The 20171-nt window shown below is 53.7% G+C and carries 17 protein-coding genes; 6 read left to right on the forward strand and 11 right to left on the reverse strand.

Annotation, left to right across the window (positions count from 1 at the left end; genetic code table 11):
- Positions 1–121 precede the first annotated feature (121 nt).
- Together fumA and fumC are read left to right on the forward strand one after the other, a co-directional pair.
- Positions 122–1768 (forward strand): class I fumarate hydratase FumA, encoded by a 1647-nt coding sequence (gene fumA, locus KO1_RS24995; protein ID WP_023321104.1) that lies wholly within the window; start codon positions 122–124, stop codon positions 1766–1768.
- A 142-nt stretch (positions 1769–1910) separates the two neighbouring features.
- The gene (gene fumC, locus KO1_RS25000) at positions 1911–3311 is read left to right on the forward strand and encodes a class II fumarate hydratase (RefSeq protein ID WP_023321103.1); all 1401 of its coding nucleotides are present in this window, start codon (positions 1911–1913) and stop codon (positions 3309–3311) included.
- Here the strand turns inward: fumC and tus are convergent.
- The 4 genes from tus to iraM form a co-directional block, all read right to left on the reverse strand.
- The gene (gene tus, locus KO1_RS25005; protein WP_004113404.1) at positions 3301–4233 is read right to left on the reverse strand and encodes a DNA replication terminus site-binding protein; all 933 of its coding nucleotides are present in this window, start codon (positions 4231–4233) and stop codon (positions 3301–3303) included. The genes fumC and tus overlap by 11 nt on opposite strands.
- Positions 4234–4309: 76 nt before the next feature.
- Positions 4310–5611, reverse strand: coding sequence for a two-component system sensor histidine kinase RstB (gene rstB / locus KO1_RS25010; protein WP_004113401.1), 1302 nt, complete (start codon positions 5609–5611; stop codon positions 4310–4312).
- 15 nt (positions 5612–5626) lie between these two features.
- Entirely contained in the window at positions 5627–6346 is a 720-nt protein-coding gene (gene rstA / locus KO1_RS25015; RefSeq protein ID WP_004102597.1) for a two-component system response regulator RstA, read from the reverse strand.
- A 310-nt stretch (positions 6347–6656) separates the two neighbouring features.
- A complete protein-coding gene (gene iraM, locus KO1_RS25020) occupies positions 6657–7004 on the reverse strand; it encodes an anti-adapter protein IraM (RefSeq protein WP_004102595.1) in 348 nt (115 codons plus the stop codon).
- Between the two features lie 1031 nt (positions 7005–8035).
- Here iraM and KO1_RS25025 point away from each other — a divergent pair.
- The gene (locus KO1_RS25025; protein ID WP_004102593.1) at positions 8036–8371 is read left to right on the forward strand and encodes a GlpM family protein; all 336 of its coding nucleotides are present in this window, start codon (positions 8036–8038) and stop codon (positions 8369–8371) included.
- Here KO1_RS25025 and folM read toward each other — a convergent pair.
- From folM to ydgH, 3 genes are all read right to left on the reverse strand, one after another.
- Positions 8368–9093, reverse strand: a complete 726-nt coding sequence (gene folM / locus KO1_RS25030; RefSeq protein ID WP_004102591.1) for a dihydromonapterin reductase — start codon at positions 9091–9093, stop codon at positions 8368–8370. The genes KO1_RS25025 and folM overlap by 4 nt on opposite strands.
- A gap of 36 nt (positions 9094–9129) precedes the next feature.
- On the reverse strand, positions 9130–10512 hold the full coding sequence (locus KO1_RS25035; RefSeq protein WP_016810120.1) for an amino acid permease: 1383 nt from the start codon (positions 10510–10512) through the stop codon (positions 9130–9132).
- A gap of 179 nt (positions 10513–10691) precedes the next feature.
- On the reverse strand, positions 10692–11642 hold the full coding sequence (gene ydgH / locus KO1_RS25040) for a DUF1471 family protein YdgH (RefSeq protein ID WP_064407161.1): 951 nt from the start codon (positions 11640–11642) through the stop codon (positions 10692–10694).
- 522 nt (positions 11643–12164) lie between these two features.
- On the opposite strand from ydgH, the gene pntA reads away from it, so the two are divergent.
- From pntA to KO1_RS25055, 3 genes are all read left to right on the forward strand, one after another.
- The gene (gene pntA, locus KO1_RS25045; protein WP_004102585.1) at positions 12165–13694 is read left to right on the forward strand and encodes a Re/Si-specific NAD(P)(+) transhydrogenase subunit alpha; all 1530 of its coding nucleotides are present in this window, start codon (positions 12165–12167) and stop codon (positions 13692–13694) included.
- A 10-nt stretch (positions 13695–13704) separates the two neighbouring features.
- Positions 13705–15093: a Re/Si-specific NAD(P)(+) transhydrogenase subunit beta gene (pntB, locus tag KO1_RS25050; protein WP_004102583.1), complete on the forward strand. Its 1389-nt coding sequence runs from the start codon at positions 13705–13707 to the stop codon at positions 15091–15093.
- A 145-nt stretch (positions 15094–15238) separates the two neighbouring features.
- Complete coding sequence (locus tag KO1_RS25055) at positions 15239–15427, forward strand: YdiH family protein (RefSeq protein WP_004102581.1); 189 nt, start codon at positions 15239–15241, stop codon at positions 15425–15427.
- 127 nt (positions 15428–15554) lie between these two features.
- On the opposite strand, the gene uspE is transcribed toward KO1_RS25055, so the two are convergent.
- The 4 genes from uspE to abgT form a co-directional block, all read right to left on the reverse strand.
- Positions 15555–16505, reverse strand: a complete 951-nt coding sequence (uspE, locus tag KO1_RS25060; protein ID WP_004102579.1) for a universal stress protein UspE — start codon at positions 16503–16505, stop codon at positions 15555–15557.
- 138 nt (positions 16506–16643) lie between these two features.
- A complete protein-coding gene (gene fnr, locus KO1_RS25065) occupies positions 16644–17396 on the reverse strand; it encodes a fumarate/nitrate reduction transcriptional regulator Fnr (RefSeq protein ID WP_004102577.1) in 753 nt (250 codons plus the stop codon).
- 193 nt (positions 17397–17589) lie between these two features.
- Complete coding sequence (gene ogt / locus KO1_RS25070; RefSeq protein WP_004102576.1) at positions 17590–18105, reverse strand: methylated-DNA--[protein]-cysteine S-methyltransferase; 516 nt, start codon at positions 18103–18105, stop codon at positions 17590–17592.
- Between the two features lie 462 nt (positions 18106–18567).
- Positions 18568–20094 carry a p-aminobenzoyl-glutamate transporter gene (abgT, locus tag KO1_RS25075; protein ID WP_017145760.1) on the reverse strand — a complete coding sequence of 509 codons (1527 nt, stop codon included), beginning with the start codon at positions 20092–20094 and terminating at the stop codon, positions 18568–18570.
- Between the last annotated feature and the right edge of the window lie 77 nt (positions 20095–20171).

Genomic DNA, 20171 nt, shown 5'->3' on the forward strand with positions numbered 1-20171 from the left:
AAAAGTCGTCCTTGTCTCAGTTTTTGTTAAAAAATTGTGTAGAATCGATCGACTCGCTTTTCTACGGGCAAATGGAGTGTCTGCCTGAAATATAATCAGCCAAGCAGTAAGTGAGAGCACAATGTCGAATAAACCCTTTGTATATCAGGATCCTTTTCCACTGAAAAAGGACGATACCGAGTATTACCTCCTCAGCAGTGATTACGTCTCCGTCGCCGAATTCGCCGGCCAGGAAGTTCTGAAAGTTGAACCTCAGGCGCTAACTTTACTGGCACAGCACGCTTTCCACGACGCCTCCTTTATGCTTCGCCCGGCTCACCAGCAGCAGGTCGCCGATATTCTCAACGACCCGGAAGCCAGCGACAACGATAAATACGTGGCGCTACAGTTCTTGCGCAACTCGGATATTGCCGCCAAAGGCGTGCTGCCGACCTGCCAGGACACCGGTACCGCAATTATCACCGGCAAGAAAGGTCAGCGCGTGTGGACCGGCGGCGGCGATGAAGCCGCGCTGGCGCAGGGCGTGTACAACACCTATATCCAGGATAACCTGCGCTATTCGCAGAACGCGCCGCTGGATATGTATAAAGAGGTCAACACCGGCACTAACCTGCCTGCGCAAATCGACCTCTACGCTACCGACGGCGAGGAGTACAAATTCCTCTGCATCGCCAAAGGCGGCGGCTCGGCTAACAAAACCTATCTGTATCAGGAAACCAAAGCGTTAATTACTCCGGCGAAGCTGAAAAATTACCTCGTCGAGAAGATGCGCACGCTGGGGACCGCGGCCTGCCCGCCGTACCATATTGCTTTTGTGATTGGCGGTACGTCGGCGGAGTCTACTCTGAAAACCGTTAAGCTGGCCTCAACGAAGTATTACGATGGTCTGCCGACCGAGGGCAACGAGCACGGCCAGGCCTTCCGCGATATTCAGCTCGAAAACGAGCTGTTGCTGGAAGCGCAGAACCTTGGCCTCGGTGCGCAGTTTGGCGGTAAATATTTCGCCCACGATATTCGCGTCATCCGCCTGCCGCGCCACGGCGCCTCATGTCCGGTGGGCATGGGCGTTTCCTGCTCCGCGGATCGCAACATCAAAGCGAAGATCAACCGCGAGGGGATCTGGATTGAGAAACTGGAGAGCAATCCGGGCAAGTATATTCCCGAGCATCTGCGTCAGGCCGGCGAGGGAGAAGCGGTTAAGGTCAATCTGAACCAGCCGATGAGCGATATTCTGGCGCTGCTGTCGCAGTATCCGGTGTCGACCCGCCTGTCGCTGAGCGGTACGATTATCGTGGCGCGCGATATCGCCCACGCCAGGCTGAAAGAGCTCATCGATAATGGCGAGGAATTGCCGCAGTACGTCAAGGACCACCCGATCTACTACGCGGGCCCGGCGAAAACCCCTGACGGCTACGCTTCCGGTTCTCTTGGCCCGACCACCGCAGGCCGTATGGACTCCTACGTCGATCTGCTGCAGGCGCATGGAGCGAGTAAAATCATGTTAGCCAAAGGTAACCGCAGCCAGCAGGTGACCGACGCCTGTCACAAGCACGGCGGTTTCTACCTCGGCAGCATCGGCGGTCCGGCGGCGGTACTGGCGCAGCAGAGCATCCGTAGTCTGGAGTGCGTGGCCTGGCCGGAGCTGGGGATGGAGGCTATCTGGAAAATTGAAGTGGAAGACTTCCCGGCGTTTATCCTCGTGGATGATAAGGGCAATGACTTCTTCCAGCAGATCCAGAGTTCGCAGTGCGCCCGCTGCGTGAGATAAGCTCAGCCGCCCTTCGGGGCGGTTTTTTTATGCCGCTTAGCGGCACGAACCACCAAAATAACTTATAAATCTGACCCATACTTTACGCTTTAAGCAGGTGAGCTTTGTCGCTATTACGCACTTTGAATCCAAGGAGAAAGTAATGACAACGCATCGCAGTGAAAAAGACTCTATGGGCGCAATCGATGTGCCTGCCAATAGGCTTTGGGGCGCGCAGACTCAGCGCTCGCTGGAACATTTCCGCATCTCGACGGAAAAAATGCCGATCGAGCTTATTCATGCGCTGGCGCTGACCAAGCGTGCGGCGGCGAAGGTGAATAACGATCTCGGTCTTCTGAGCGCAGAAAAAGCGCAGGTGATTATTCAGGCTGCGGATGAAGTGCTGGCAGGCAAGCATCCGGACGAGTTTCCGCTGGCAATCTGGCAAACCGGCTCCGGTACGCAAAGCAACATGAATATGAATGAGGTGCTGGCTAATCGTGCGAGTGAACTGCTGGGCGGGGTACGCGGGATGGAGCGTAAGGTTCATCCTAACGATGATGTTAACAAGAGCCAGAGCTCTAACGACGTTTTCCCGACGGCGATGCACGTAGCGGCGATGATTGCGCTTCGGGTAAAGCTGATCCCGCAGCTCAACATTCTGAAGCAAACGCTTAATGATAAATCCCTGGCCTTCAACGATATTGTCAAAATCGGCCGCACCCACCTGCAGGATGCGACGCCGCTGACGCTCGGCCAGGAGATCTCAGGATGGGTCGCCATGCTCGAGCATAACCTCCGGCATATTGACCATAGCTTGCCCCATCTGGCGGAACTGGCGCTGGGCGGCACGGCGGTGGGAACCGGGCTTAATACCCATCCGGAATACGCGGTACGCGTCGCCGCCGAGCTGGCGGCCCTGAGCGGCCAACCGTTTGTGACCGCGCCGAACAAGTTTGAAGCGCTGGCGACCGTTGATGCGCTGGTGCATGCCCACGGCGCGCTGAAAGGGCTGGCCGCTTCGCTGATGAAAATCGCCAACGATGTGCGCTGGCTGGCCTCCGGTCCGCGCTGCGGCATCGGCGAAATTGCGATCCCGGAAAATGAACCGGGGTCGTCGATTATGCCGGGCAAGGTTAACCCGACCCAGTGCGAGGCCCTCACTATGGTCTGCTGTCAGGTGATGGGTAACGATGTCGCGGTAAACATCGGCGGCGCTTCGGGCAACTTTGAGCTCAACGTTTACCGCCCGATGGTGATCCACAATTTCCTGCAATCGGTGCGGCTGCTGGCTGATGGGATGGCGAGCTTTAATGAGCACTGCGCGACAGGCATTGAACCTAACCGCGAGCGCATCAGCCAGTTGCTCAATGAGTCGCTGATGCTGGTTACCGCCTTGAATACTCATATTGGCTACGACAAAGCGGCGGAAATTGCCAAAAAGGCGCATAAAGAGGGGTTAACGCTCAAGGCCTCCGCGTTGGCGCTCGGCTACCTGACGGAAGAGGAATTTGACCGCTGGGTGCGCCCTGAAGATATGGTAGGCAGTATGGCTATTCGCTAGCCAGCCACAGGTGCAGTCGCGGAATCATTAGCCTGAGCGATTGCGCCTGCGGTTTATAACGATACTGCACGTTCCCGGCGTCATAGTTCAGAAGCTCTCCGAGGTCCGGCACGCTAACGCCCTGCGTGCCGGATATCAGCGCGATCATCGGCCCTGGACAGGCGTATTGCACCTGCTTTTGCTGCCCGCTATACCACACCCTGGCGATAGGCTGAACCTTTACCGGCCTCTTTATCTTCAGCTTCGCCCGCTGCGGCAGGGCGGCAATATCCTGGTACTCTCGCTCCAGCTTGCTTTGCCACTGTTCGCGCGTCCACGGCGGAACCGCGCGGGGCGACTGAAGACTTTTTTCCAGTTGCATGAGAACCTGGTCGCGGGTGAGATTTTTAATCACATGCTTATTGGCCCAGCCGAAGCGGATAGTGCTCGGGTCAATTAACGGGGTGAGCGTGCGATAGGCGCTCAGCGTGATCAGTCCCGGCAGGTGGCGATGGACCCACTCAAATCGTGCGGTAGCGGGAAGACCGGAATCGACGGTGATAATCTTCTCGAAGGTCGCTTTAAGAACGTTGATATGGGCGATCTTGCGTAATAGTTCTGCCTGCTCGCTGGCCTCAGTTCGCAGGCAGATCGCGCCGGGCAAACGCACGGCAGCCTTACTGCTGCGGGTTTCCGACTGCTGCTGGATAAACAGGTGGCTATAGTGTTTGAGCGCCATCTCCAGCGCGGGTTTACCGGTGTGCTGAACCACGTTGATGTTCTCCAGCGGCTGGTGTTCGGCATCTTTGCTGACCGGCGGCAGCTCAAAGACGCGCGCAGCCAGCAGACGGCACTGGCTCAGGGCCTGTTTAAGCGCCTGCAGTTCACGCTCGAGCTGGCGAAAGGTGTCGTTCAAACGTTCAACGAGGTCATAGCTGGCCATATTTCTCCACCTTAGTTACAACATACTTTATGTTTTTTTAAACTATAGCAGACCTCAGCTCCTGCGCAAGGGCTCATCAGGCCGAGGTAAAATTCGGCAGCTGATGATAAACCGGCCAGCTAAAACAAAAACAGGCGCCACCGAGCTCGCTCGCCTGGCAATGGACTTCGCCAGCCATTGCCTGGGCAATACTGTGGACGATAGCCAAACCAAGACCGCAGCCGCCGGTGGCGCGATCGCGGCTGGGGTCGAGACGAACAAACGGCTCGAACACTTTCTCCCGCTCAGCGGGCGCGATACCTGGACCATCATCTTCGACGCGCAGCGTTGCGCGCGAACCCTGCAGCGTCAGGCTGACCTGAATACGCTGGTTACTGTAGCGCAGGGCGTTGTTCACGAGGTTATCCAGCACTCGTTCCATTAAGCGCATGTCCAGCGCGCCGTAATTTCCGTCCACGACTTCGCTTAGCGCAACGTCGCGCTGGGGATTCACCGCCTGAATATCTTCTACGCGATCGCCGAGCCACGCCGGGAAATTGGGGGTCGTCAGCTTCAGTTCATTCTGCGGGCGATCGAGGCGCGCATAGGTCAGCAGCTCTTCAATCAGGGCCTCCAGCTGGCCGATATCGCGATTTAACGCCTGTGATTCGGCTTCTGTAAGGTTCTCGCTCATCTCCAGGCGGTAGCGCAGACGCACCAGCGGGGTGCGCAGTTCATGGGCAATACCGTCGATCAGCTGTTTTTTGCTGGCGATAAGCGCGTTGATATTATCGGCCATCTGATTAAACGCCACGCCCAGCCGTTCGAAGCTGGACATGCTATCGAAGTGGATCCGCTCGCTAAGATGCCCGTCGCCGAAGCGCTGAGCGGCGGTTTCGATACGCAGCATATCCTGCCAGTGGGGGCGCATCCAGATGAATACGGGAAAGGCCAGCGAAATAGCAATGAAGGCCATCAGAGCCAGATCCAGCAGGCGCATCTCATGCAAAAAATAGAGATACGGTACCGGGCCGACGGAGAGCACGTAGTGGCTACGAGGGATACGCTGAATAAAGGTGTACTGATCGTCCAGGGCTACGATATCGCCAGCGCGCAGATGCTGCATCGAGTTTTCCGAGAGCTTGAATTTGCTGATAGGCTCGATATGCAGATCGAATGAAAGATTAAGGTCCAGCTCTTTGAGCGTTTTGCTCCAGTCGCGCGGCGGGATCTCGCGCAGCTCGCTGCGCATCAGATACAGCGAGCTCTTCATCAAATCATCCAGCGACTGGCGGCCTGCTCGCTCGGCGGTAAATTTGTACACCAGGCCGACCATCATCGTCATTACCAGAAAACAGACGAACAGCAGGAGGTAAAACTGCACAAACAGCTTTTTCATAGCCAGATCCGTAAATTAATTGTCCCACGCGTGCGGGGCGAATAAATAGCCTTTATTGCGTACCGTTTTGATGCGATAAGGCTCAGTCGCGTTGTCGAGAAGCTTTTTGCGCAAACGCGAAATGGCGACGTCGACGCTGCGGTCCATACCATCGTAGCTTACGCCGCGCAGGTTTTTTAATAGCGCATCCCGATCCATAATTTGTCCTGCGTGGGTCGCCAGCTCCCATAACAGATCGAAATCCGCGGTGGACAACGCGACGTTTTCCCCGCTGAGCATAACCTGACGATTGACCGGATCGATACTCAGCGAACCAAAAGCGATCGCTTTATGCGGCGTCAGCGAGGAGGGGACGCCGCTACTGTCCTGGGGGGGGACATGCTGGCGCAAATGCAGACGCAGTCGGGCTAACAGCACTGCGGGTGGCGTTGTTTTCAGAATATAATCGCTGGCGCCCATTTCGAGCGACAGGATATGGTTCATATCGCTATCCAGTGACGTAAGCAGCACGATGGGCCCTTGCCACTGGCCGCGTAAATCCCGGCACAACGTCATCCCATCTTTACCGGGCAGCATGATATCCAGCAGCACCAGATCGGGCTTTTCGCGCGCGATAACCTCTTCGGCACGGTCACCGCGAGGCTCAACCACGACGTCCATATCATGTTTCCCGAGATAGGCCGCAATCAGCGCGCCTACTTCGGCATCATCCTCAACGAAAACAATTTTATTCATAGCGTGTATGCTTACACTCATCTCTGGCTGATTGAATCTGTTGCCCTTAGGCGCGGTCAGTGCCACGCTTAAGGCATCATCAGGGCGTAGCCCGTTAATTCACTGTTGTCATTGTAAACTATTCGGGCATCAATATGAGCTATGAGTTAGCGATGAAATTCGCTATGATGGCTGAATTCGCGCAATGATTGATCAGATTTATGCTTTGCCGCGCGTTTAGCGCATCGTGCTGGATGCGGGCAGGACTGGCTGAAGAGCTTCTGCCCGTACAAAATAGATGCTGCTAAATTAAGGTGAGATCGAAGCTGCCTTATTCCATGCTCTTTTGCCTGGCGCCGTAGGGGCAGAGGACGAATTTGCAGATGCTTCTTCGGTTGCAAATTAGCAGCGTTGGATTTTGATTGCCGGGGCACTGGATAAACTTTGTCAGCGTTGACCATAGCTTTTCGCTATAGGGAAAAGCATGAATAACCTGTAAGTCGCCGGGCTCACCGTTTATGAAGACGTCATCTTGCGTGATGTTAATAACCGAACCGATGTTCAAAAAATAATCTCCATTATACCATATAATTAATTTCAGATTTCTGGCACTGGCCGCAACTGAAAATCCTGTTCCAGTTAAAGGACATACAAGACTATTTTCAATATTCCACTCCATGCTAGACGCTCTCCAGTAATTCACGAGCATTTTCGCGTTGATAAATATAGTTTAATGAGTTTCAGATGCTTTTGGATTGTGTATAACGCAGGTCCGAACATGAAGATTCCTTTAGCTGGTTCTTATTCAGGCTAATATAAAATGATTGCGGTTATATGAGTGTCTAATACTAGTAAAGATAATAGCAACAAGTAAAAGATTCGAAAAACTCGGCAGGAGTGAACTAATAAACTGAAATGCATGTTATGAACAGAATTATATTCTGCAATGGATATTATGTTTAGATCGAAAGATCGTAAAATCAGTTAATTACGATCTTATTCACTGCGGTTGCTTTGATTAATGGCAAAGTATGCTTTTATATGAAATCGGTTTTATATTGATCTAAGTCAATAAATTGTGCCTTATTGTGCTCTTTTTCTCAAAAAAGGCTACGTGCGCTATTTAAGGTTATGCGCAAGTAGAATAACGCAAAAGCAAGCGATTAAGATGAAAAACCATCCATGTCAATAAATGGTTTCTACCATATTTAGTAGGTATTGATGTGTATCATTTAGTTCCAGATAATAGCTCTATTTAACGCACGATATAATTGATATTTATTTCTTTTGTAGGCCCGTAAAAACGGAAGGCCGGCGTTCAGGAAGGGGGCTTTGCCTGCGGAGGCTGCAAAAAAGAAATACGCTAAATGGATGAGCAATAATGCTTGCGATAAATCTTAATCCGCTATAATGAACGAAAAATCGACTAATCCTTTACGCCTCGTTTGATAAAATAATTTATTTAAGCTCATGGGGTTAGCAGGCGTAAAATTAGCCGGAAATAGCAGACTCTGTTTCCTGGTAAATTGTCACTACGGCAAGCATTAATAACTGTTCATAAGGCATCAGAGTGATAGGCGAGGCCATTGTGATGATGGGATTCAGGGCGCTGGCGGATTCTGCGCCATGGTGTCTGCGTTTGCACATTTATCAACAGCGGGACTTAGGTTATGCTGCAGGTTCTTGTTGTTTAAATGTTAAGGCAAAGGAATGGGGCTGTTGATAAAAGCGCTGCTCGGCGCGCTGGTCGTCGTGTTGATCGGCGTACTTTCTAAAACGAAGAATTACTATATCGCCGGCTTGATTCCGCTCTTTCCCACTTTCGCCCTGATTGCGCACTATATCGTTGCCAGCGAGCGGGGGATCGAGGCGCTGCGAACCACCATCGTATTCGGAATGTGGTCGATCATTCCGTACTTTATCTATTTGCTTTCGCTATGGTATTTCACCGGCATCATGCGCCTGCCGTTTGCTCTGGCAGGCGCGGTGGTGTGCTGGAGCCTGTGCGCGTGGCTGTTGATTATCGGCTGGAGCCGTTTTCACTAGCGCAGATGTCGTCCGCCGTCGACGGCAAACGAGCGCCCGGTAACGTAGTGACTGCCGAAGAGATACTCGATCAGATCAATGATCTCTTTTTCACCCGGCGCGATTTTCATCAGCGATTTGTCGAGGGCCTGTTTGCGGTACTCCGCATCATCGCCTTCATTAAATAAAATCAGCGATGGGGCGATGGCATTAACTTTGATTTCCGGCGCCAGCTTACGAGCGAACGAGCGGCTCATATTATCCATTGCCGCCTTGCTGGCCGCATAGGCAATATGCTTGTCGCTGCCGCGCTCCACGACGTAGTCGGTAATGTGAATAATATCGCTGGCGGCCTGTCCGTGACCGCGTAGCAGGCTCTCCAGCGCATGGTTGAGCAGGTAAGGGGCGTTGACGTGAATTTGCATCATGCTGGCGAGCACCGTGGTTAACGGGATCCCCGGTTTTTCAGCCATCCAGCCGCTGGCGTTATGAATGACGGCGCGCAGGCCGGCGGCGGCCTGCGCTTTTACTTCTTCGGCGAACGCCAGAATGCTGTCGTCAGTGCTGAAATCCGCGTGCAGACAAACGGCACCCGCATTACGCAGTTCGTCGATGGCCGGATACCATGTGCGGTAGCTGATCATAACGGGCTGCTGCCGGGCCAGAAAATGGCGAGCCAGGGCGAGACCGATGCGACGGCCTCCACCGGTAATCAGGATCGGGCGAGGCTGGATGTCAGCCATGGGTATCTCCTATGAGTTCAGCGGCAGGGTAACCGCTTACCCTACCAACATCCACGTTGCCGGTACGGCGGCAACCAGCAAAAAACCAATTAATGCCAGGTCACGGCGTTTAAGCGGGCGATCGTGCTGGTGTGTACGACGGGCATACAGGAACACCAGAAGACCCGGAGCGTAAAGTATCACTGACAACAATAAATGCACAGGGCCGGACGCATATAATAACCATAAGCCATAAATGCAGGCTCCGACGCCTACCGCCTTGTGCAGCGGGCGCCGGGCAATCTTCAGCAGAAATGCGCCGACCAGAAAATAAGGGACCAGAATCATCTCGGAGGCGATCGTCAGCAGCGTGTTGTAATCCGAGCCGGTCAGCCAAATCAATACCAGTGAAGCCTGCACGCTAATATTGGTGAGCCACAGCGAAGACGACGGCGCATTATTTTTGTTGGTGCGCGCGAATAGACGCGGAAAGGCTTTATGGGTTGCAGCCAGATAGGGGACTTCCGCCGCCATTATCGTCCAGCTCAGGTAAGCGCCGCAGACGGAGATAATCAGCCCGGCAGCGATCACGATCTCGCCCCACGGGCCCATCATTTGCACCATCAGCCCGGCCATTGACGGATTGCGTATTTCCGCCAGCTCGCTCCGCGGTACGACGCCTAAAGAGAGAAGCGTCACCAGCAGGTAGACCGCCAGCGCGGAGAGTACCGCCAACAGCGTTGCGCGTCCGACATCCCGTTTATTACGCGCGCGAGCGGAAACCACGACCGCGCCTTCCACGCCGATGAATACCCACAGGGTGATCAGCATGGTGTTTTTCACCTGCTCCCATACCGGTACGCCCAGCGCCAGACCGCTAAAATCAATCCGGAAGGTCTCCATGCGAAACGCAAAGGCGGCCAGCGCGACAAATGCGCCGAGCGGTAGCAGCTTGGCAAGCGTCGCGGCGAGATTGATACCCGCCGCCGTTTGGACGCCGCGCAGCACCAGGAAATGGACAATCCATAGCAGCGCGGATGCGCCGACGATAGCTTGCCAGGTGTTGCCATCGCCGAACAGGCGTAGCTCGGGAGTATCGGTAAAAAAGCTTAGCGCCGAGAACACGATAACCAGATAGGAAACATTCGCGATAACCGCGCACAGCCAGTAGCCCCAGGCGGAGCAGAAACCAATCAGTTCACCGAAGCCTTCGCGGGCGTAGGTAAATATGCCGCCATCGAGGTCGGGGCGGATGCGGGTAAGCAGCAGCATAGCGAAGGCGAGGAACAGGATCCCCACGCCGGTAATGCCCCAGCCAATCAGCAGCGCGGAAGGACTGGCGACGGCCGCCATGTTTTGCGGCAGACTGAATACACCCGCGCCCAGCATCGAGCTGAGTACCAGCGCGGTCAGGGCGCTAAGGCCCAGTTTCTTTTCCATGGCGTTCCCGAGGTGACAATCATCAATCTAAGAATATTTATTTGGCGGAATCGCATAAAAATGGAGGATTACGCTAAGGCGCGGGATTTTACGGAGTGTTTTGTATGCATGCAATGGAGATAAATGAAAAAAAAAGAAAAGGCGACAGATCGCCGCCTTTTTGTTCAGTTCAGACGCCGTTATTTATACAGGTCGGCGCTGATAGTGATGTTGCCACCGCGCTCCTGCCACTGGCGTGTGATGTGATAGTACTTCGCGCCTTTCTTCGCGGCGCGCTTAGCCGTCTGGTAGGAGATTTCCGTCATGTTACCGAAATTACCGGTGAACTTGATGCTGTCATAAGGAACCATCTGCGCGGCGGTAATTTTGTTCACTTCCTCAACTTTGGTGCCGTCCGGGAGCGTGACGGTGTAACGTCCACCTTTAGAGGATTGCGTTTCAAAGAAACGGCCTACGCCAGTGCCGGAACCGACCGCTGCGGTCGTCGCAACGCCCGGAATTTCCACTTTCTTAGCCGCTTCTCCGCCTTCTGCCAGCGCGGCGCGTCCGGCTTCTGAATCGGCCGGGATCGCATCCGGGCTTTGCAGAACGCGCTTTTTGGCATCCGCTTTGTAGATATAAGCGGTGATACGCTGGTTGCCGCCCTGGTTAGCATCAACCTGGCGCACGATAAAGAAAGAGGCGGCGCCCTTGGCCTTAGCCGCTTTAGTGATGGCGTCGTTGACTTCCGGCTGGCTGCGGTAGAAACCTTGCACGGTAACGGTATCGAACGGTTCCAGCTCAACGGCCTGGTCTTTCGGTAATTCCATCACGCCGTTGATAATGCGATTTTTAGGCGCGTCGGCCTCCGGGGCGTTTTCTTTATAAAAATCGGCCGTTACGCGCAGGTTGCCGCCGCTGCCAAAATCAGACGTGTCGACAACATAAAAGGAAGCTGCGCCTTCTTTGTCCGCTTTACGGGAAACTGCCTGCACGGCGTCGCCAATGGCGTTAAAACGACCGGTGACCACTACGCGATCGTAGGGCTTCAGCGCCGCCGCCTGCTCCGGGGTCAGTTCGGTCGCTGCGTGGGCAGACAACGCGGTTGTAGCCAGAAGAGCAGACGCCAGGAGTGAGTTCTTAAGCTTCATAAAAATAATCCTTTGCCTTGCGCAAACCATGTACTGGTGTTGTTGTTGACTGAAAACGTTTGATTATTGCATTTATCGTGAGTGACTGTCTGCGTCAATTTTCAGTTGTCGCTCTAAACGTATAGTGCAGAAATATAACATTTTTCGATATGTTGAAAAAACAGCCGCTTGACCAGCAAAATCGATAATCAATATCACTTTCATAAGTTAACGTAATGTTAATACTATGATCCAGATGGCGATAAATGGTGAATTAACCCCTCATCCAGGCGAATTATCAGGTGCTGGCATGAAAATGAGGTAAATATTGCTGCCTGACACGGTTAGCCGTGCGTTTTACCAATAAAATCAAAATTTCTTTTTTATCGCTGTAGATCACAATCGGTATTTTCAGTAGGTTATAAAAAGTTTGTTACTGTTTCATTTTTTCAGACATATGTTGCCAGGTGCGTTCATCCGCCTTCGCAACGGTCGTTTGTAAGAAAAGTAAACCATCATCAAAAACCGATGGAAGGGAAAACTATGCGTATTGGTGTACCAAGAGAGAGACTCGCCCTGGAAACCCGGGCCGCCGCAACGCCGAAAACGGTGGAGCAGCTGCTGAAACTCGGGTTCAGCGTCGCGGTAGAAAGCGGCGCCGGTAAACTGGCCAGTTTCGACGACGAAGCCTTCGTTCAGGCTGGAGCGGAGATCGTGAGCGGTAATGACGTGTGGCAGTCTGACGTCATTCTGAAAGTTAACGCCCCTGATGACGATGAAATTCTGCTGCTGAATCCGGGCACGACGCTGATCAGCTTCATCTGGCCCGCGCAAAATCCGCAGCTGATGGAAAAACTGGCGGCGCGGAATATTAACGTGATGGCGATGGATTCGGTGCCGCGTATTTCGCGCGCGCAGTCGCTGGATGCGTTAAGTTCGATGGCCAACATCGCCGGCTACCGCGCGATTGTTGAGGCCGCCCATGAGTTTGGTCGCTTCTTTACCGGGCAGATTACCGCAGCAGGTAAGGTTCCTCCTGCGAAGGTAATGGTCATCGGCGCAGGGGTTGCCGGGCTCGCGGCCATCGGCGCGGCGAACAGCCTGGGCGCGATTGTCCGCGCGTTCGATACCCGCCCGGAAGTCAAAGAGCAGGTGCAGAGTATGGGCGCCGAGTTCCTTGAGCTGGATTTTAAAGAGGAGGCGGGCAGCGGCGACGGTTATGCCAAAGTCATGTCCGAAGCCTTTATCAAAGCCGAGATGGCGCTCTTTGCCGCGCAGGCCAAAGATGTTGATATTATTGTCACCACCGCCCTGATTCCGGGCAAACCGGCGCCGAAGCTGATCACCCGCGAAATGGTTGACTCCATGAAACCGGGCAGCGTAGTGGTGGATCTGGCATCACAAAACGGCGGCAACTGCGAATACACCGTACCGGGCGAAGTGGTCACCACCGCTAACGGCGTGAAGATCATCGGTTATACCGATCTGCCGGGACGTCTGCCGACGCAGTCGTCGCAGCTGTACGGCACTAACCTGGTTAACCTGCTTAAACTGCTGTGTAAAGAGAAAGACGGCAATGTCGTTATCGATTTTGATGATGTCGTTATCCGCGGCGTTACCGTGGTTCGCGAGGGTGAAATCACCTGGCCCGCTCCGCCCATTCAGGTTTCTGCTCAGCCGCAGGCGGCAGCGAAAAAGGTTGAAGCGCCAAAAACAGAGGAGAAACCGAGCTCGCCGCTGCGCAAGTATGCGCTGATGGCGCTGGCGATTATTCTGTTCGGCTGGCTGGCAAGCGTCGCGCCGAAAGAGTTTCTCGGCCACTTTACCGTCTTCGCGCTCTCCTGCGTGGTCGGTTATTACGTAGTCTGGAACGTCTCCCATGCGCTGCATACGCCGCTGATGTCGGTCACCAACGCCATCTCCGGCATTATCGTCGTCGGGGCATTATTGCAGATAGGCCACGGCGGCTGGGTCAGCTTTCTGAGCTTTATCGCGGTGCTGATCGCCAGCATTAATATTTTTGGTGGTTTCACCGTCACTCAGCGCATGCTGAAAATGTTCCGCAAAGGATAAGGGGTAACAAATGTCTGGTGGATTAGTTACAGCTGCATACATTGTTGCCGCGATTCTGTTTATTTTTAGCCTGGCGGGGCTTTCCAAACACGAAACCTCCCAGCAGGGCAACTACTACGGTATTGCCGGGATGGCGATTGCGCTGGTGGCGACCATTCTGGGGCCGGACAGCAGCAACGTCGCGTGGATCCTGCTGGCGATGGTCATCGGCGGCGCTATCGGTATTCGTCTGGCGAAGAAAGTCGAAATGACCGAGATGCCGGAGCTGGTGGCGATTCTGCACAGCTTCGTTGGCCTGGCGGCGGTGCTGGTTGGCTTTAACAGCTATCTGCAGCACGAAACCGGTATGGAACAGATTCTGGTCAATATTCATCTGACCGAAGTGTTCCTCGGCATCTTCATCGGTGCGGTCACCTTTACGGGTTCCGTGGTTGCCTTTGGCAAGCTGTGCGGCAAGATGTCCTCTAAGCCGCTGATGCTGCCGAACCGCCACAAGCTGAACCTGGCGGCGTTGGTCGTATCCTTCCTGCTGCTGATCGTCTTCGTGCGTACCGACAGCATTGGCATGCAGGTGCTGTGCCTGCTGGTGATGACCGTCATCGCGCTGGCCTTTGGCTGGCACCTTGTGGCCTCCATCGGCGGCGCGGATATGCCGGTGGTGGTGTCAATGCTGAACTCCTACTCCGGTTGGGCGGCGGCGGCGGCGGGCTTTATGCTCAGCAACGACCTGCTGATTGTCACCGGTGCGCTGGTGGGTTCTTCCGGTGCGATTCTGTCTTATATCATGTGTAAGGCGATGAACCGTTCGTTCTTCAGCGTTATTGCCGGTGGTTTTGGTTCTGACGGTACGGCGTCCACAGGAGATGAAGAAGTGGGCGAGCATCGCGAAATCAGCGCTGAAGAAACCGCTGAGATGCTGAAAAGTTCCCAGTCGGTCATTATCACTCCGGGCTACGGCATGGCGGTTGCGCAGGCCCAGTATCCGGTAGCGGAAATCACCGAACGACTGCGCGCGCGCGGAATCAAAGTCCGGTTTGGTATTCATCCGGTCGCCGGACGTCTGCCGGGCCATATGAACGTCCTGCTTGCGGAAGCGAAAGTCCCGTATGACATAGTGCTGGAAATGGACGAGATCAACGATGATTTCTCCGACACTGACACCGTGCTGGTTATCGGCGCTAACGATACCGTTAACCCGGCGGCGCAGGACGATCCGGGCAGCCCAATCGCCGGTATGCCGGTACTGGAAGTGTGGAAAGCGCAGAACGTGATTGTATTCAAGCGTTCAATGAACACCGGCTATGCTGGCGTACAGAACCCGCTGTTCTTCAAAGAGAACACCCACATGCTGTTTGGCGATGCCAAAGCCAGCGTTGATGCGATTCTGAAAGCGCTGTAGAGTCAGGTCTTTTAAAACCTGTGCTTCTTAAGCCGTCTCTTCTGAGACGGCTTTTTTATATAGCGAGCGAAGCCATGATTTGCTCATAAAATCATCAGTTCAGAGTGATATAATACGCCTGTTTTTCACCCAAACTGAGGATATTATGGATACCGAGTTAACCCCCACGCAACTGGCTATCGAATTTCTGCGTCGTGACCCCGCTGCACTAACCCCCGCGCAGTATCTGAAAAAGCTGAAACTACTGGAACTTGAGTTTGCTGATTTGATGGCGCTCTCATCCATGGAGCTTAAAGAAGAGATCGATCACGCCTGGCGTTTAGGTATCCACTAACGTTTTCGTTACCGATATAGCTGTTGAAATAAGGGCCATGAGGCCCTTTATTTTTGCTATCGACATGGCAAAAAAATCCCCCGCGCGGGCAGGGGATGATTGTTATGACAGCGATAAACGGCGCTGGTTAATCGTCTTCTTCGTCATCAAGCTCAACCGGCGTCTGATACTGATCCGGTTTCAGCGCCAGCAGATCGCAGCGCAGGTGGTCGATTACCTGTTCAGCGGTATTGCCGAGGAAGGCCGCTGAAAGCCCGGTACGGCCAATCGTACCCAGCACCACGATCCCCGCCTGGAGATGCTCCGACAGGTCTGGAATGACCTCTTCAGGTAACCCTTTTTCAACATGAGTACGGTTTTCATCGATGCCGAATTTCTGCCGCAGCGCTTTCATGGCCAACAGGTGCTGGCCGCGTATGGCGTCGTTGTAGACGCTGGGGTCAAAATCCGGTAGCTCAATGGCAATATTGATAGGCGTAACCGGATAGGCACCCACCAGATGGACCTCAGTATGGTTAACCTGTTCCGCCAGCTCAATGGTTTCTCTTACCAGCTTTTCATTGAGCGCGTTGTGGTAGTTCTCTTCACTGGCGAGATTAACCGCCACCAGCGCTTTGCCGCCTTCCGGCCACGGCTGATCTTTAACCATCCAGACCGGGCACGGACATTTGCGCAGCAGATGCCAGTCCGTAGGCGTGAAAATCACCGCTTCCAGCTTGTCGTGCTGGTGCGCCATCTTCAGAACCAAATCATGCTTCTCGCTTATGATTTCCTGAATAATGGCTTCGAAGGGGCGGTTATGCCACACCACTTTGATGTCAATGGGTACGCCGGACTCAATATAAAATTTGGCCTGCTCGCGAATCCAGGCGGTACGCTGCCCGATTACGCCCTGGCGCATAGCGGTACGCTCGTCCGGGGAGAGCAGGGTGGTCATTTCATAGGAAAAATCATAGATCGGCAAAAAGGCTTTGATGCGTCCACCAATCCGTTGGTGCAGATACACCGCACGCCGCAATGCAGGCTGGTCGTCCTGATTGGGGTCGATTACTACCAGCATGTTCTGATACTTCGCCATACAGGGTCTCCTTACAACTGTAACTACAGTCTGTAATTAAAAAGATAACCTATATGGATGAAATGAAACAGGGGATAAGCCTGGCCAGATCAACAAATGAGAAAAAAATTCGCGATCTGGCCGGATAGGAAGGAACTATCAGGCGACGTTGCGGGCCTGACCAGCAAGCTGCGCCAGCAGGTCGCTGTTTTCGATGGTGATGTATTTTCCTTTAACCGCCAGCATACCGCTTTTCTGGAAACGACCCAGCAGGCGGCTGATGGTTTCAACCGTCAGGCCCAGATAGTTGCCGATATCGCCGCGCGTCATGGTGAGGCGGAACTCACGCGGGGAGAAACCACGCTGTGCAAAACGGCGGGACAGGTTGTAGATGAAGGCCGCCAGGCGCTCTTCTGCGTTCTTTTTAGAAAGCAGCAGGATCATATCCTGATCGCCTTTGATCTCACCGCTCATCAGACGCATCATCTGCTGACGCAGATTCGGCATCTTGCCGGAAAGGTCATCCAGCGTTTCGAACGGAATTTCGCAGACCATTGAGGTTTCCAGCGCCTGAGCAAAGCTCGGGTGGTGGCCGGTGCCGATAGCGTCAAAGCCGACCAGATCGCCCGCAAGATGGAAACCGGTGATCTGCTCATCACCCTGTTCGGTAATGGTGTAGCTTTTAATGGTGCCAGAACGAATTGCATACAGCGATTTCAGCTCATCACCGGCTTTGAACAAGGTCTGTCCTTTCTGGATAGGCTTTTTCCGCTCGATAATGTTATCAAGCTGATCAAGCTCATGCTCGTTCAGAGTAAAAGGGATGCAAAGCTGGCTAATGCTGCAATCCTGGCAATGGATTGCACAACCGCCAGACTGAATGCGTCGTATAATTCGCTTTTCCGGGATCATAAGTCTGCTCAGGCTTTAATTGATATTGGTCAATTTTAACATCTTTTTGGTGAGCAGGTAAGCCTCGAACCTCTGAAACACGTAATATTAAGAGGGTAAATCCATTTTGTTAGTTATCCATTTGATTATTAATAAGTTATCTGGCTAATTTGGATTGTAAAGTTACCGGAAACTTCCAAAAAGGCACTTACGGTCAAAGAAGCAGATACCCCTCATGGCGCAATAACCACTCTTTTCGCTGCACGCCGCCGGCATAGCCGGTCATGGTTCCGTTGCGTCCGATCACCCGATGGCAGGGCACCACTATGCTGACCGGATTTGAACCATTAGCAGCGCCCACGGCGCGCGCTGCGCCCGGTCGGCCCAGCGCCTCCGCCAGTTGACCGTAATGCATGACCTGACCGCAGGGGATAGTGCGCAGCGTTTTCCAGACTTCCCGTTGAAAAGGGGTGCCTGCGGTGGCGGTAGGAAGCGTATCAATAATGGCGAGATCGCCCGCGAAATAATCACTGAGCTTACTGCTCAGGTTACCGGGATTGCGGGAATCAACGCGTTGGTAACCTTCATGCCGATAATGAACATCCAGCAGTTGCTCCATGCGCTCGCGATGCTGATCCCACTCAACGGCCCGCAGGTTGAACTGCTCATCGCAAATCACCCAGAGCGGCCCCAGCGGGGTGTCAATTTTATCTTGTAGCAGCGTCAGCATCGGTAATCCTTCATCGAGGTTAGTTTGACAGGACATCACCATAGCATGAGGCGAGGTTGGCAAACTATACCCCGAAAAGGTCAACAGAGAGGGTCAACATGGACTATTAATTATGATGTGAGTAAAGCGATGTTTATTGCGGTATTCACTAACTGGCGCGCGGGCAATGCGATGTTATCCGGCGGCGAATTTTCCTGTACAGAGAGGGCTATTTACCGGCAGGCGCCGGTACTCTTTATGAATTGACTGGCATTTTTTGAGGCCATATTTCCTGGCGTTTCTTCGCTGTTTTTTCAACAAAGGTGGTGATATGCAATATATGATGACTGGCGTTGTAGTAGTGATTATCAGCGGCTTAGCAATTCATCTGATCTCTTTGGCGATTGAGGGCCTGTATAAAGTTATCCGTAACCGCACGACCTGGCGCTAACGTTTGGCGGCCTTCCCTGGCCTTTGGCGACGTTAAGGCAACCGCGGATAAATACCCGGTCCGATAGGGAGTCCCGCGAGATACCAGACCACCAGCAACAGTAGCCAGACGACAAGGAAAATGAGTGGATAAGGCAAGACCAGCGAGTAGTAGGTCCCCAGTTTAGCCTCGGGCCGGTAGCGCTGTAAGAAGCCGAGAAATAGCGGCACAAACGGCGATACCGGCGCCAGCGGCAGCACCGATGAGTCGGCAATACGAAACAGAATCTGCGCGAATGCCGGGTGAAAGCCCAGCAGCATAAACATCGGCACGAAGATCGGCGCCAGAATCGACCAGATTGCCGAACCGCTGGCGATGAACATACACAAAAAGGCGGATAGCAGCGCCAGGCCGACGAACGCCGGCACGCCGCTCATTCCCGCGCTCTCCAGCAGGTCCGTTAAACCGACGGCCATAAATTTTCCCATATTGCTCCAGTTAAACATGGCGACGAACTGGGCCAACGGGAAGACCATCACGATAAAACCTGCCATCTCTTTCATGGGTTCAATCATCAGCGGAGGCAGATCGGCCTGGCGGCGAATTTTGCCGGTGGCAATGCCGTAAGCCAGTGAGACGACGAAGAAGAAAAAGATGATGAGCGGGACGATCCCTTTTATAAATGGCGAAGGCATCACGGTATGCTTAATGGGGTCACGCAAAATACCGTTTTCCGGCACGACCATCAGCGCGATGACCGCCATGAATAACAGCGCGGCAATACCGGCCACGCGCAGGCCGAAGCGCTGTTCTGGCGTTAACGATTGCAGCGTTTCATCGCTTTTGCCTTGCCATTGACCTAAGCGCGGCTCGACCAGCTTATCGGTAATCAATCCACCGACCAGAGTGAGAACGATCACCGAAGTTGCCATAAAGTACCAGTTATCGATCACGCTGACGTGCAGCGAGGCGTCAAGGGTTTTGGCCGCTTCGGTACTGATTCCTGAGAGCAGGACATCGGTGGTGACGATGAGCAGGTTGGCCGTGAAGCCGCAGCCGACCCCGGCGATTGCCGCCAGCAGCCCGGCAACCGGGTGGCGGCCGACGGCGAGGAACATCAGGGCGCCTAACGGCGGCATAATCACCAGCGCGGCATCGGAAGAGATATGGCTAAAGAAGGCGATAAACAGCACCATATAGCTGGCGTAACGGGCGCTAACGTGTGATGACATTTTTGCCATCAGCGAAGGCAACAGGCCCACTCGTTCAGCAAATCCAGCCCCCAGAACCAGAGCCAGAATGGCTCCCAGCGGCGCGAAACCGCTGAAGTTTTTAATCACGTTCGGCAAAAACCAATGTAATCCTTCAATGCTGAGCAGATTTTTCACCACCACTCGCGAGCCGTCGGTGGGGTTCTGGACGCTGACGTTCAGCGCCGACAGGATGGCGGTGGCGGCCATTAATACCACGATCAGATAGATAAACAGTAAAAACGGATGCGGGACCTTATTACCAATTTTTTCAACCCAGCCATAGAGCTTACCGGTGGGGGAAGGCGACGGTATGGATGACATACTCATGGGCGTTCCTCAGTTGTCGTTGTTGTGTTGTTTGTCTCTTAACCCCAGGGCGTGTCAGCAGTTGTTTTTTTGCGCTT

The sequence above is a fragment of the Klebsiella oxytoca NBRC 105695 genome (assembly GCF_001598695.1).
GTDB classification, from domain to species: domain Bacteria; phylum Pseudomonadota; class Gammaproteobacteria; order Enterobacterales; family Enterobacteriaceae; genus Klebsiella; species Klebsiella oxytoca.

Bases quoted from the DNA above. Each gene is read 5' to 3' on its own strand.
- KO1_RS25025 (WP_004102593.1), top strand. From the start codon at position 8,036: ATGGGGCTGTTGATAAAAGCGCTGCTCGGCGCGCTGGTCGTCGTGTTG.
- KO1_RS25035 (WP_016810120.1), bottom strand. From the start codon at position 10,512: ATGGAAAAGAAACTGGGCCTTAGCGCCCTGACCGCGCTGGTACTCAGC.
- ydgH (WP_064407161.1), bottom strand. From the start codon at position 11,642: ATGAAGCTTAAGAACTCACTCCTGGCGTCTGCTCTTCTGGCTACAACC.
- fumA (WP_023321104.1), top strand. From the start codon at position 122: ATGTCGAATAAACCCTTTGTATATCAGGATCCTTTTCCACTGAAAAAG.
- tus (WP_004113404.1), bottom strand. From the start codon at position 4,233: ATGGCCAGCTATGACCTCGTTGAACGTTTGAACGACACCTTTCGCCAG.
- fumC (WP_023321103.1), top strand. From the start codon at position 1,911: ATGACAACGCATCGCAGTGAAAAAGACTCTATGGGCGCAATCGATGTG.
- rstB (WP_004113401.1), bottom strand. From the start codon at position 5,611: ATGAAAAAGCTGTTTGTGCAGTTTTACCTCCTGCTGTTCGTCTGTTTT.
- uspE (WP_004102579.1), bottom strand. From the start codon at position 16,505: ATGGCGAAGTATCAGAACATGCTGGTAGTAATCGACCCCAATCAGGAC.
- abgT (WP_017145760.1), bottom strand. From the start codon at position 20,094: ATGAGTATGTCATCCATACCGTCGCCTTCCCCCACCGGTAAGCTCTAT.
- pntA (WP_004102585.1), top strand. From the start codon at position 12,165: ATGCGTATTGGTGTACCAAGAGAGAGACTCGCCCTGGAAACCCGGGCC.
- KO1_RS25055 (WP_004102581.1), top strand. From the start codon at position 15,239: ATGGATACCGAGTTAACCCCCACGCAACTGGCTATCGAATTTCTGCGT.
- fnr (WP_004102577.1), bottom strand. From the start codon at position 17,396: ATGATCCCGGAAAAGCGAATTATACGACGCATTCAGTCTGGCGGTTGT.
- ogt (WP_004102576.1), bottom strand. From the start codon at position 18,105: ATGCTGACGCTGCTACAAGATAAAATTGACACCCCGCTGGGGCCGCTC.
- iraM (WP_004102595.1), bottom strand. From the start codon at position 7,004: ATGGAGTGGAATATTGAAAATAGTCTTGTATGTCCTTTAACTGGAACA.
- folM (WP_004102591.1), bottom strand. From the start codon at position 9,093: ATGGCTGACATCCAGCCTCGCCCGATCCTGATTACCGGTGGAGGCCGT.
- pntB (WP_004102583.1), top strand. From the start codon at position 13,705: ATGTCTGGTGGATTAGTTACAGCTGCATACATTGTTGCCGCGATTCTG.
- rstA (WP_004102597.1), bottom strand. From the start codon at position 6,346: ATGAATAAAATTGTTTTCGTTGAGGATGATGCCGAAGTAGGCGCGCTG.